Here is a 12,411-nt window from a genome sequence, read left to right on the forward strand (position 1 = left end):
GGCCTGGGCGTGGGAGCGCAGCGCGCCGAGCAGCGTGCGCATGGCGTCCATGCACGCGCTCTTCTGCAGGATGGCGAGGGCGGCGATGAGCGGGTCGCCCAGGGCCAGGGCCTCTTCGATGGGCTCACGGTTGCCGGCCGCGCTCCATGTCTGCCATTGCGCGTCCTTGAGGCGCGTATGGTGTTCCAGGTGCTTGCCCATCATCTTCAGCAGCCAGCGCAGGCCGGTGTCCGCGAAGACGAGCTTCTTCTCCATCGGGCCGAAGAAGTCCCAGTTCTCCGTCAGCGTGCGCTTGAGGGAGCGGAACAGGACGGGCAGCGCCTTCATGCCGTCCGCGAAGAAGTGGCCGAAGAGGTACGGCCCCACCACGCGCACGTCGCGCACGCCCTGGCGCAAGAGCCCCTCGGCGGCGCGGGCCGCGTCCGAGTACTCGCTCTTGGCCACGAAGCCGGTGATGACCTCCAGGCGCGGATCCGGGCCCTCGGACTCGTCGAGCGGTACGGGGGCGGTGGTGAACTCCACGTCGAGCAGCGTGAAGTCCACGGGCTCCAACACCTGTGCGGGGCTACCCATCGATGGCCACCATCTGTCCGGGGGAGACGACCTGGATGACGCCGCCCCAGTTGCACATGCACTTGGAGTTGCTCTCCAGCGCCGGCATGTTGCCGATGAGCACCTTGGGGCACCCGGGCACCCAGGGGGCCGCGGTGGCGGGGATGCAGGGCATGGGGGTGAGGACGCCGAAGGCCGCCGCGGTCGCCGCCGCCACCATGGGGTTGGCCAGGGACTGGCACATGCCGAAGGGAAGCACGTTCAGGAACGGCTTGTTGTCCATGATGTTCGCCGCGGGCGTGGTGGCCATGATCCGGTTCACGGGCAGCACCATCAGTGACGAGGGCGCCATCCCGAAGCTGCATTGGAGCATCGCTCCCATCACGACCTGAGCACCCATGTGCCGCTCCCTTCTTTCAGCGCGCTGGCGACGGGTCATCTTCGCCCGAAGCGGCAGCGCTTTCCAGCAGTCGTCCCCGCAGGGCGGTGAGGGCCTGGAACATCGGGTCCTTCGCCTTCTTGTGGAGCGCCCCGGTGAAGAACTGCGAGGCGCACCACGCGTCGTCGACCGCGCCCTTCACCCGGTGGGGAAAGAGCGGAAAGAACTCGATGCGGTCCGGCAGGAAATCCCCGCCGAGCAGCATTTCGATGCGCCGGTGGATCTCCTGCTCGCCGGACGAGGGAGCAGGCGTGGCCCCGGTGAAGGCCAGGAGGATGAAGCGGGAGTGGCTGGCGAGGCCGCCGGTGGACACCGGCACCACGCTGGTGCCCGCGAGGAACGGCAGGCCCTCCAGCGCGGCGGTGACCTCCTTCGCGGAGTAGGGGCGGCCGTCGTGCCGGAAGCCCAGCGTGCCCGCGTAGTGGTAGCGCTGGCGGATCCGCGCGAGCAGGACGTGGCCGGGCGGGTGTTCCTTGTCCGGCAGGAGCGTGAAGACGCCCACGTCCGTGGGAGCGCCCTGCCCGCTCTCGTTCGGATCCTTCAGCGTCCACGCGCGGCCCGGGACGGGGAGGACGTCCGTGTGCACGTCCGTGGCCGGCTCGTTCACGCCGCGCGACGACACCAGCACCGCGCCGCCGGCGGACGCGTCGATGAGGATGTTGGAGGACGGCACGGCCTGGAGGCCGCACTGCTTCACCCACGCGCGCCACGCCTGGGCGTCGAAGGGCTCCTCCGGGCTGCGGAACCAGTGCTGCACGTTGCGGAGGGAAGCGCGGTGGCGCAGGAGCAGGTCGCGCAGCTTCGGCGTGACGCCCAGGGCGCGCAGCGGGTTCTCCAGGAGCGGGGCCGGGTTGAGCGCCAGGTCCGCCATCTCCAGGTGCAGGTACGTGGCGCCGCGCAGGAGCGTGGTGAAGAGGAGCGCCGGCAGGTGCTGGAGCACCGGGAAGTCCGGCGCCGCGAGCAGGTCCCCCGGCGACAGGCCGAAGGTGAGCATCCCGTCGCCGATGGCGCCCTTCCACGCGTTCTCCGCGGTGAGGGGCACGGGCGTGTGCGGCGGATCCACCAGCGGCGAGAAGAGCAGCCCCACCACGTCCGACGGCTTGTACGTGTGGGACGTGAAGCCCGGCGCTCCCCTCCCCTGGCTCTTGAGCAAGAGCTGCTCGTGGCCCTTGAGGAGTGGGAGCTGGTGGGGCTCCGCGGCGATGAAGTCCGGCGTCAGGGACTCCAGCCGCGTGGCCATGGCGCGCGGGCCCATGGGCGGCAGGAGCGTGAAGCAGCCGCCCAGCTTCAGCGTGGCCAGGAGCGACACGAGCAGCTCCTGCCCCACGCCGTGGACCAGGCACACCTTGGCGCCCGGCTCCACGCCCTGATCCGCCCATTCGCTGGCGCGGCGCGAGGCCAGGTCGTGCAGCGCGCGGTAGCCCACGGCCTGCCAGCCCTGGATGCGCTGGTGCGTGCGGAACGCGGGGCGCTCCAGCGCGACGTGGCGCACGATGAGATCATGGAAGAAGTCGTACTGCTGACCCGGGCGGCTCTTGGGCGGCGGGACGCCCCGGCCCGCGTGGGCGTCCGCGAGCGCCACGGCGAACCCTTCCGGATCCTCCCAGCTCTCCTGCCACCACTTCGGGGCGCCTGACTCCGGGGGGAAGCCGGCTTCCAGCTGCCGGAGGATGTCCTTCACGTCGAAAGGCATGGGTGTCTAGCGGGAGGGAAAGTCGAAGCCGACCTTCACCATGAAGCGGACCTTGGAGCGCACGTTGCTGTCCGGGGCGTAGTCGATGGGGGTCGCCCCGCGCTTCGCTGGCGTCTGCTGCTTCGCGCGTTCAATGGAGGTGGGCTCGACGGCGCGCACCAGCGGGTGGCGGGCCAGGAGCGGCGGCACGTGCATGTCCACGTCCCGGCCAAAGAGCCACGCGCCACAGCGCCAGAGGACATCGTGGCGCCGGGTGAGCAGCGTCCAGAAGCGGTCCCGCGTCTCGGTGGCCTCGAAGAGCAGCGGCGAGGTTCCGTCGTCGCGGGCCTCTCCCGGGGCTGCGAGCAGGGCGCGCAGCTGCTGCGCCACGCGCTCCACCTCGTTCACGTCCTCGGGGGTGACGGGGGAGCGGCCGGCGAGCTTCTCCTCGTGCCTGCGGAACAGCGCCACGAGTCCCAGACAGTCCCCCACCACGTCGCGGTGGCCCTCTCCGTGGGCGGCAGTCACGTCCACGGCGGCGAGGAAGGACGCCTCCGCGAGCGCCTCCGCGGTCTTGAGCAGCTTGCGGCGCAGCTGCTGGGCGCGATCGAAGAGGGTTCCGAAGGAGCTGGCCCGCATGTCGCGCTGGACGCGCAGCGCGGCCCAGGCCAGGCCCTGGGCGAGCAGCGGCAGTTCGCGCAGATCCTCCACGTTCACGCCCGGGAGCGCGGCGACCTCCGCCTCACGGGCGAGGACGCTCTCCACCCCGCGCTTCGTGTTGTGGAATGCGAGCGCGATGTTGGAGCGGCACTCCTCCACGGGGCCTTCGAGGGCACGCGCGGGGGCGAGAAACACGTCATAGCCGGGCTCGGAGCCAAGGGCTTCCAACTCGGCGATGTCGTCGGGCCCCAATCCCGCTGTCGCGTGCTGGCCTCCAGCCATGCCGGGCAGGATAGCGGGCGCTCCCGGGTGTCACAACCTTGCGCCCTGCCGGGTTGCGTCAGGCGACTCGCGGGGTGGGCTTGCGTCCAGGGGACCCGCGAGGGCACGTCAGACGAGGATGAGGTCTTCTTCCTCGTCGTCCAGCGGGGTGCCCGCCTGGCTGTCCAGCACGTGCTGCGTGCGGCGCAGGCGTTCGTCGCTCAGGTCCGAGACGAGCATCAGGACCTGCGGGTGGCTGGAGATGAGCGAGTCGAAGTCCTCGCGCGGCAGGCGCAGCAGCGTCGTGTGGCGCGTGGCCTCCACGGTGGCGGTGGCCGGGGTCTTCTGCAGGAGGGAGATTTCGCCGAAGAGTTCCCCTTCCTTCAGGATCGTCAGCCGCTGCCCGCTCTTGTGGACCTCCACCTCGCCGGAGAGGACGACGTAGAGGCCGTCGGTGGCGTCGCCTTCGCGGATGATGACGTCGCCGCGCTCCACGTCGCGGGCCCGGAAGCGCTCCACGAGGTTGCGGCGATCCTTGCGGTTGAAGGGACGGAACAGGGCGGAGCTGTTCATCACGTTCGCGAGGAGCCGCTCGCGGCAGAACTTCTTGAGGGCCTTGGCCACGGGCGGATGGCTGCGCGAGAGCGTGGCGAGCACGGCGGCGGAGATTTCGAGCACCTGCGTGTCGTCGGACACGGACTCCACGGAGGCGGCGCGCGGGGCTCCGGACAGGAGCGCCATCTCGCCGAAGAAGGCGCCGAGCTCCAGCGTGGCCAGGTCCTGGCGGCGGCCGTCCTCCTCGCGGAAGACGCGCACGCTGCCTTCGCAGATGACGTAGAAGGCGTCGCCGTGCGTGCCCTGCGCGAGGATGCGCTCGCCGGGGCCGAAGCGCCGCAGCGGGCAGCGTTCGAAGAGCTGGATGAACGCGTCGCGAGGCAGGTCGGAGAAGAGTGGGATGGACGGCAGCGCGTCCCAGGTGCCGGGCCCGGCCTCTTCGGTCAGCTCGTAGACGGGCTCCTCTTCCTGCGCGTGTTCGGCCAGTCCCCGCTGGGCCGCGAACTCCACCGCGTGCAGCAGCGAGTCCCCTTCGATCTCCAGCTCCGTGAAGCTGGAGACGCGCAGGGACGCGCGCCAGGGCGCCAGGGCTCCGGCGGTGGTGGGCACCACGGAGGCCCCCGCGGCGACCGTGGCCGTGGGCCTGGAGGGCGTGTCGACGCGGCGGGGGCGCAGGCCCGGGGGCGCGGACTGCGCGGGAGGCTTCGGCTCGGTGGGTGCCGGCGCGGTGTCGGGGCCCGTGATGGGGGGCGCGAGCGCCTGCCAGCGTCCGCTGGGCGTTCGAAGCTGGGGAAGCTCGGGCATGGGAGGTGGGGGCGGCGGTGCGACTCGGACGGACTGGCCCGTGGGTGCGGGGACGGCGGGTGGCGGCGCGGCGGCCTCGGTCACCGTGGGTGCCTTGGGCTCGTCCTGCGTGGGCTCGACCTCGACCTCGACGGAGAGGACCACCTCGGTGTCGTCCGCGACGGGCGCGGGCGCGTTCGACAGGTCAACCGGTGCGCCGCCAGCTTCCAGCGGCTCCGGGGGCGTGGACCTGGGAGGGGTGGCTTCGGGCGGGGCCTCCCGTTGGGTGATGAGGCCCGCGGAGGTGGACGTGGGCGCGGCGTCCTTCGGCTTCGCCCTGGAGGTGGCCGGCGTGCCCCTTCGCGCGTACAGGTCCGCGAGCATCTGCTGCACGCCCTGGTGGGACGGATCCAGCTCGAGGATCAGCTTGCTCGCGGCGATGGCGCGCGGGAGGAAGCCCTCCTTCGCGAAGCCCTCCGCCGCGGCCTGGTACGCGGAGACGGCTCGGTCACGCTGACCGGCCTTGGACCACGCATCTCCCATGCGCAGGCGGCTCTGGTGGTCCTTCGGCTCCGCCTGGCAGTAGTCCTCGTACAGCTCCGCGGCCTTGGCGAAGCGGCCCTTGCCGAAGGCCTCCGTCGCCTTGTGCTTGAGCGCGCGGGACTCCATTCACCGCGCCCCGCCGGCCGCCGTGCCTTCCTTCGTCAGCGAGGCCCCCGCCGCGACGCGGACCTCGCGGAAGTAGTCGCCCTTCAGCGCGTCCAGCGGCTCGGCCTCCGCGCCGGTGTTCATCTTGCGCAGCGCCGTGGCCGCCGCGGCGCGGATCTCCGGCAGGTCGTGGTACAGGTCGCGCCCCACCACCTCCGCGGACTTCGCGTCGCCCATGGCCCCCAGCGCCAGCAGCACGTCGCGCCGGGCCACGCTGTTGGAGTCATCCAGCGCCTTGAGCAGCGTGGGCACCGCGTCCTTCGCGCCCATCCGCCCCAACAGCTGCGCCGCGAGCGCCGCCTCCGCCCCACCCTCCTTCACCACGCCCTGCAACGCCTCCGACGCGGACGCGGGCGGCGCGCCCACGCGCGTCAGCGCATCCAGGACCACCAGCTTCTCGCTGCCCATCTTCGGCAGCGACGCCACCAGCGCGAGCTGCCCGGCCTCGCCCTGCTCCGCCAGCGCCAGCGCCAGCGTCTTCTGGAGCTCGCGGTCGGGCTCCAGCAGCGCCGCGCGGGTCACCTCCATGCCCTCCGGCCCCACGGACGCGAGCCCCACCAGCGCCGCCGCGCGCAGCACCGGGCTCACGTCGTCCGCGTAGCCCTTGAGGACCTCCAGCGCTCCGGGCGCCTTGAGCGCACCCAGCGCGGTGAGCAGCGTGGCCAGCGGCTGCAGCTTCGCGGGCTCCACGTCGTCGCTCAGCTCCGAGGGGACTCGCGGCGGCACCACCACGCGCCCGGCCTCCTTGGCGCGGGCCGCGTTGAGCGCCTGGAGCCGCTCGAAGAGCTGCGCGTGCTTGGTGGACCGGGGATCTTCCTTCCCCCTCGCCGCCTCCGGGCGCGGAGCGGACGGATCCAGCTCCGCGGCGTATTTCCGCGGCAGCGCCTGCGGGATCCAGTCCGCGCGCAGCGCCGTGAGCCCGGCGACCTCCTGCTCGTAGAGCTTCTGGATGACGGGCACCACGGACGCATCGCCCACGTGCGTCACCGCCTCCACCGCGAGCGTGCGCAGCCCGGCGTCCGGCTGGTTGAGCCACGGCGTCACCTTGGGCAGCAGCGCCTGCGCCGCCGGGCCCAGGCCCGCCACCGCCTGGAGCCCTGACGCCGCGGAGGCCGGGCGCGACAGCCGTTCCGCGATGGGGTCCGCCGGGCAGCCGCCTCGCGAACGCATGGCGCGGGCGGCTTCGAGGGCCTCGTCCCGGGCGCCGTCGAGCGCGATGGTGCACAGCGCGGCGTCCGTCCCGGGCGTGCGCGGGAAGGTCAGGATGGCGTCGGTGGCCAGCGGGCTCACCGCGCTCTTCTCCACCGCCACGGCCTGGAGCTTCGTCGCGGCCGTCGGGTCCTGCAGCTTCATCAGCGCGCTGATGGCGGATTCGCGAAGCTCCGGGAAGCTCTCGTCGAGGAGCAGCGCGATGGGGGCCACCGCGCGCGTGTCGCCCGCGTCTCCCAGCCCGCGCACGGCGGCGGCGGCGAGGATGACCTGGCTGTCGCGCACCATGGGCAGCAGCCGGTTCACCGCCTCCACCCGGCCGCTCTTGCCCAGCTCTTCGGCGGCGCCCACGCGCTCCGGGAGCGCGCCTTCGGTGAGGGCCAGGAGGTTGCGGTCCCAGAGGCCCTTGGCTTCGGCGGCGACGACGGTGGCCATGGCGCCGGGGACGTTGGCGCTCTTGAGGGCCTGGACGATGACCCGGCGCGTGGCGCGGCCCCGCCGTCCGTACTGGAGCGTGAGGTACGCCTTGGCCTTGTCGTTCTTCACCTTGGCGAGCGCCAGGGCGGCCTGGCCCTGCACGGCCTCGTCGGGATCCTCCAGGAGCTCTCCGAGCAGGTCCACGACGCGCGGGTCCTGGCTCTCCCCGAGCGCGGTGGCGGCCTCACCCCGGACGAAGGCGGAGAGGTCCTTGGCGGCGCGGGTGAAGAGGACCAGGTCGTCCGCGTTGTTCTGCTCGGCCAGCTTTCGCACGGCCGCGGCGCGGACTTCGGGACGGGGGTCCTGGATCTCCGCGAGGAGCTGATCCCGGTTGCCGTTGCACCCGACGAGCAGGGTCAGGGCGAGGAAGAGGGGTCGCACGCGGATTCGCATCGTTCTCCCGGAGCGGCGGACGCTGGAGGTAGGCGGCGGTTATATCAACGCCCTCCCGGGCCGCCCACCGACGGAGCGACCCAGGAGGAGGGGTGTTTCAGCGGGAGCGGCCACCACGGGGGGGCGGACGGCCTGCCCCTCCCCGAGGCGCCTTGCTGCTCCAGCTCGGCTCGGAGGCGCGCGTCTTGCGCTCCTTGAAGTCCTGGTAGCCGCCGCCGCGCTCGCCCGGGGGGGCCTTCTTCACGCCCGCGCGGACGATGCGCTCGCCGGAGGCGCTGGACGAGGACTCACCGCCGCCGCGAGACCGGCTGCCGGTGTCCTCGCCGCGGGGCTTCCGCTCGGGACGGCCCGCGGACTCGCCGCGCGGCTTCCATTCACGGCGCTCCGGACGGTCACCCCCCGCGCCCGCGGGCTTGCCGAAGCGGGCGCCACCGCGAGGAGCACCGCCTTCTGCACCGAAGCGGCCGGCGGGCTTGCCGAAGCGGGCGCCACCGCGAGGGGCCCCGCCCTCTCCGCCACCGAACCGACTGCCACCGCGAGGAGCACCGCCCTCCGAACGACCGGCACCTGCGGGCTTGCCGAAGCGGGCGCCGCCGCGAGGCGCACTGCCCTCTTCACGACCGAAACGGCCGCCACCGGCCGGCTTGCCGAAGCTGCGGCCACGAGGCGCGCCGCCCTCGTCTCCGAAGGAGCGACCCCGAGGGGCGCGCTCGTCACCGCCACGGCCCGCACCGGCGGGCTTGCCGAAGCTGCGACCGCGAGGGGCACCGCCCTCGTCACCGAAGCGGCCGGCGGGCTTGCCGAAGCCGCGGCCACGCGGAGCACCGCCCTCGGAACGACCGGCACCGGCGGGCTTGCCGAAGCTGCGACCACGAGGCGCACCACCCTCGTCACCGAAGCGGCCCGCCGGCTTGCCGAAGCTGCGGCCACGAGGAGCACCACCCTCGTCACCGAAGCGACCCGCCGGCTTGCCGAAGCTGCGACCGCGAGGGGCTCCGCCCTCGTCACCGAAGCGACCCGCCGGCTTGCCGAAGCTGCGGCCACGAGGAGCACTGCCCTCGTCACCGAAGCGACCCGCGGGCTTGCCGAAGCTGCGGCCACGAGGCGCGCCGCCCTCGTCACCGAAGCGACCCGCACCGGCCGGCTTGCCGAACCGACCGCCTTCGCGAGGCGCGCCGCCCTCGTCGCCGAAGCGGCCCGCGGGCTTGCCGAAGCTGCGGCCACGAGGAGCACCACCCTCGTCACCGAAGCGGCCAGCACCACGCGAAGCACCGCCCTCGGAACGACCCGCACCGGCGGGCTTGCCGAAGCTGCGACCGCGAGGCGCGCCACCCTCGTCACCGAAGCGGCCCGCCGGCTTGCCGAAGCTGCGGCCACGAGGAGCACCACCCTCGTCACCACCACGGCCCGCCGGCTTGCCGAAGCTGCGACCGCGAGGCGCACCACCCTCGTCACCACCACGGCCCGCCGGCTTGCCGAACCGGCCACCGCCGCGCGACGCACCGCCCTCGGAACGGCCCGCACCGGCCGGCTTGCCGAACCGCGCGGCGCCACGGGGAGCACCCTCCCCCCCGGACCTGGCGCCACGGCCCGCGCCACGCGCGGCCTTGCCGTAGGTGGCTCCCTCGGCGGCGTCCGACTCCGTCTCGTCACCTTCGTCGTCGAACGTCGGCACATCCTCCAGCTCCGCGTCGTCGTCCGCGGCCAGCGTCGCCCCGCGCTTCGCGAACTTCGGCGGACGCGTGCCTCCGTCCTGCACGCCCTTCCACTCCTTGCGCTCCGGACGCGCCTCGCGGGTCTTGGGCCCCGTCGGAGCCTTCTTCGCCGCGCGCTCCGTCTTGCGCGGCGCCGCCGGCGCGTCGTCGTCCATCGACAGCTCGATGTCGTCGTCATCCGCCCCGCCGAAGCCCGGCGCCGAACGCCCGTGACGGCGCGGCGGCAGCTTCAGGTCCGAGGACGCCGGCTGCGCACGGCCCTCCGCCACCTCCGTGAGCTGCAGCACTTCCGCGACCTTCAGCGGACGCAGCTCGCCGGGGCGCAGCCCCTCCACGCCCACGCCCGCGTAGTTCGGACGGAACAGGCGCACCACCGGGTGCCCCACCGCCGCGCACAGGCGCTTGATGAGGTGCGGACGGCCCTCCGCCACGACGATCTTCAGCCAGGTGTTGCGCTCGGCCTTCTCGAAGATGTCCACGGACACGGGCGTGGCCATGCCGTCTTCCAGGCGCACGCCACCGCGCAGCTTCTCCAGCGTGGGCATGTCCGGCACGCCCTTCACCTTCGCCAGGTACGTGCGAGGCACCTGGAAGCTCGGGTGCGTGAGCTTGTGCGCCAGCGCGCCGTCATCCGTGAAGAGCAGCGCCCCTTCGGCGTCGTAGTCCAGACGTCCCACGGGGAACAGGCGGCGGCCCGTCTCCTCCACGTAGCTGGCCACCGTGGGCCGGCCCTGCGGATCCGACAGCGTCGTCACGACGCCCACGGGCTTGTACAGCAGGTAGTAGGACGACTCTTCCGGCGGCGTGACGAGCTTCCCATCGACGGTCACCAGGTCCACTCCGGGCTCCACCCGGCTGCCCAGCTCCGTCACCGTCTCGTTGTTCACTCCGACGCGACCGGAGGTGATGAGTTCTTCCGCGTGCCGGCGCGAAGCAACTCCCGCGCGAGCCAGGTACTTCTGCAAACGTTCCGCCGCCATTCCGTGCCTTCTTCCAGTTGTTGCCGCCCATCACTCGGGCTTGGGCCCCTCGCTATCACCCTTCTCGGGCGAAGGGGGGCTTTCCAGGATGCTGGCGCTGACCTTCTGGCTCCGCTCCGCGGCGGCCATGGCCTCCTCCAGCTCCTCCAAAGCGGCCTCGCTGGCCGCCTCGTTCTTCTCCATCCGCTTCGTGAAGTTCGGGTCCGACAGCGCCGCCACCGTCCCCTCCGCCTTCGGAGCCGGGGGAGCCGCCTCCTTCTCCACGATTTCCCGGTGCTCCTGGGTCAACTCATGGAATTCCCGGAGCGTGGGCAGCGCGGAGAGGTCCTTCAGCGCGAAGAACTCCAGGAACTCGCGCGTGGTTCCATAAAGAATGGGGCGGCCGACTTCTTCCCGCTTCCCCAGGATTTTCACCAGCTTGCGGTCCATCAGCGCCTTGAGCACCGCGCCGCAGTCCACGCCGCGGATGTCCTCCAGCTCCGGCCGGGTGACGGGCTGCCGGTACGCGATGATGGCCAGCGTCTCCACGGCCGCGCGGGTGAGCCGCTGCGGCTTCACCCGGAGGTAGCGCCGGACGTACTCCGCGGAGTGGGGGTCCGTGCGGAACTGCCACCCGCCCGCCACCTCGTAGAGGACGACGCCGCTGATGCCCTCGCGGTGGATGCCGGAGAGCTGATCCAGCGCCTGGAGGATGGGGTCCCTGGGGATGCCGGTGGCCTGGTAGAGCTCGTCCACGGACAGGGGGCGCTCGGCGACGAAGAGCACGCTCTCCAGCACCGTGCGGATGCGGTCCGGGGAGAGGTTGCGGCTCTTGGCGAGCAGCTTCTCGAAGGAGGACTGGAGGTCCGGGACGTTGTCGGTGTCGTCCGAGTCCTCCTCGATGGCGGCCGCCTCCACCCCGTCCAGCTCCGCGTCGTCCGGGCCGGGGCCGGTGACGGCGGCGATCTCCTCCTCGGAGAACTGTCCGGGGCCGCCGGGCGTGCCGGGGGCGGGCGTCTCGTCACCGTCGTCGGGACCGTTACCGGTAGTCACTCTCGTCGACCTCCGTGGGGACGAGCTTCTCCAGCGCGTCCCCGTTGGGCGTCACCTGGATGGGGCCCAGGGGCTCCTCCTGGAAGACCTTGATGAGGCGGCGCTTCACCATCTCCAGCATGGCGATGAAGGTGATGACCACCTCCTGGCGCGTGGCCGCCTCCGTGAACAGCGCCTCGAACACCACCTGCCCGTCCTTCTTCACGCGCTCCGCCAGCCGGAGGATGGCCTCGGACAGGCTGACGCGCTCCAGCACCACCTCGTGCTGCACCTTGGGCGTCAGCCGCTCGAGCACCCGGTCGAGCGCCTCCACCAGCTTCAGGACGCTGATCTCCTGGAGCCCCACCTCGTCCTCGGGGATGGGGACCGCCTCCACGGGCACCTTCCGGGCGAACACGTCCCGGTCCAGGATGTCCTGCTTGGCCAGGTGCTCCGCGGCGTCCTTGTACTTCTGGTACTCCAACAGCCGGCGCACCAGCTCCGCGCGAGGGTCCTGCGCCTCCTCCACCGCCGCGAGCGCGTCCGCCCCTTCCGGCACCTGGGCCGCGTCCTGCCGGGGCAGGAGCATGCGGCTCTTCAAGTGGGCGAGCGTGGAGGCCATCACCAGGAACTCCCCGGCGATGTCCAGGTTCAGCTCCCGCATCCGCTCCAGGTACTCGAGGTACCTGGCCGTGATCAGCGCCAGCGGGATGTCGAAGATGTCAACCCGGTGCTCCTTGATGAGATGGAGCAGCAGGTCCAGGGGACCCTCGAAGTTGGGCAGCGCCACCCGGAAGGCGTCTCCGGGTGTGCGCGGCAATCCCTCCCCGTCGGGGTCCGGCGGGAGGTCGTCGGGCGGTGGGGGCTTGCGACCTTCGCTCACCGGCCGGCGTCCTTCTGGGGGGATGGGAACTTCGTCATGCGGAAGGGGCCGAAATTCCAGCCTTTACGAGCGCCGGAGGGACAGACCTCCTTAGCAATGCCTCCCAGGGGGGT

9 protein-coding genes are annotated in these 12,411 nt (G+C 72.3%); all 9 read right to left on the reverse strand.

The features are described from left to right. A partial coding sequence (locus D7W82_RS17960; protein ID WP_304988731.1) for a type VI secretion system protein IglI family protein occupies window positions 1-573 on the reverse strand: 573 nt, incomplete at its 3' end. Beyond that, window positions 566-952, reverse strand: coding sequence for a DUF4280 domain-containing protein (locus D7W82_RS17965; protein WP_014396949.1), 387 nt, complete (start codon window positions 950-952; stop codon window positions 566-568). The genes D7W82_RS17965 and D7W82_RS17960, both read right to left, overlap by 8 nt. A gap of 16 nt (window positions 953-968) precedes the next feature. Continuing rightward, window positions 969-2,684 carry an AMP-binding protein gene (locus D7W82_RS17970; protein ID WP_120619528.1) on the reverse strand — a complete coding sequence of 572 codons (1,716 nt, stop codon included), beginning with the start codon at window positions 2,682-2,684 and terminating at the stop codon, window positions 969-971. Between the two features lie 6 nt (window positions 2,685-2,690). Beyond that, a complete protein-coding gene (locus D7W82_RS17975) occupies window positions 2,691-3,605 on the reverse strand; it encodes a hypothetical protein (RefSeq protein ID WP_147439377.1) in 915 nt (304 codons plus the stop codon). 108 nt (window positions 3,606-3,713) lie between these two features. Further along, complete coding sequence (locus D7W82_RS17980; protein ID WP_120619530.1) at window positions 3,714-5,591, reverse strand: cyclic nucleotide-binding domain-containing protein; 1,878 nt, start codon at window positions 5,589-5,591, stop codon at window positions 3,714-3,716. Further along, on the reverse strand, window positions 5,592-7,709 hold the full coding sequence (locus tag D7W82_RS42555; protein WP_120619531.1) for a HEAT repeat domain-containing protein: 2,118 nt from the start codon (window positions 7,707-7,709) through the stop codon (window positions 5,592-5,594). A 97-nt stretch (window positions 7,710-7,806) separates the two neighbouring features. After that, window positions 7,807-10,404 carry a pseudouridine synthase gene (locus D7W82_RS17990; RefSeq protein WP_120619532.1) on the reverse strand — a complete coding sequence of 866 codons (2,598 nt, stop codon included), beginning with the start codon at window positions 10,402-10,404 and terminating at the stop codon, window positions 7,807-7,809. A 30-nt stretch (window positions 10,405-10,434) separates the two neighbouring features. After that, window positions 10,435-11,436, reverse strand: a complete 1,002-nt coding sequence (gene scpB, locus D7W82_RS17995) for an SMC-Scp complex subunit ScpB (protein ID WP_120619533.1) — start codon at window positions 11,434-11,436, stop codon at window positions 10,435-10,437. Continuing rightward, window positions 11,423-12,235 carry a ScpA family protein gene (locus D7W82_RS18000; RefSeq protein WP_370451028.1) on the reverse strand — a complete coding sequence of 271 codons (813 nt, stop codon included), beginning with the start codon at window positions 12,233-12,235 and terminating at the stop codon, window positions 11,423-11,425. The genes scpB and D7W82_RS18000 overlap by 14 nt, the downstream gene beginning before the upstream one ends. Window positions 12,236-12,411: the final 176 nt, after the last annotated feature.

Origin of the sequence: Corallococcus sp. CA049B, assembly GCF_003611685.1 — a bacterium.
Lineage (GTDB): Bacteria > Myxococcota > Myxococcia > Myxococcales > Myxococcaceae > Corallococcus > Corallococcus coralloides.

Coding starts and splice junctions, on each gene's coding strand:
- D7W82_RS17980 (WP_120619530.1), bottom strand. CDS start 5,591: ATGGAGTCCCGCGCGCTCAAGCACAAGGCGACGGAGGCCTTCGGCAAG.
- D7W82_RS17965 (WP_014396949.1), bottom strand. CDS start 952: ATGGGTGCTCAGGTCGTGATGGGAGCGATGCTCCAATGCAGCTTCGGG.
- D7W82_RS17975 (WP_147439377.1), bottom strand. CDS start 3,605: ATGGCTGGAGGCCAGCACGCGACAGCGGGATTGGGGCCCGACGACATC.
- D7W82_RS17990 (WP_120619532.1), bottom strand. CDS start 10,404: ATGGCGGCGGAACGTTTGCAGAAGTACCTGGCTCGCGCGGGAGTTGCT.
- D7W82_RS42555 (WP_120619531.1), bottom strand. CDS start 7,709: ATGCGAATCCGCGTGCGACCCCTCTTCCTCGCCCTGACCCTGCTCGTC.
- D7W82_RS17970 (WP_120619528.1), bottom strand. CDS start 2,684: ATGCCTTTCGACGTGAAGGACATCCTCCGGCAGCTGGAAGCCGGCTTC.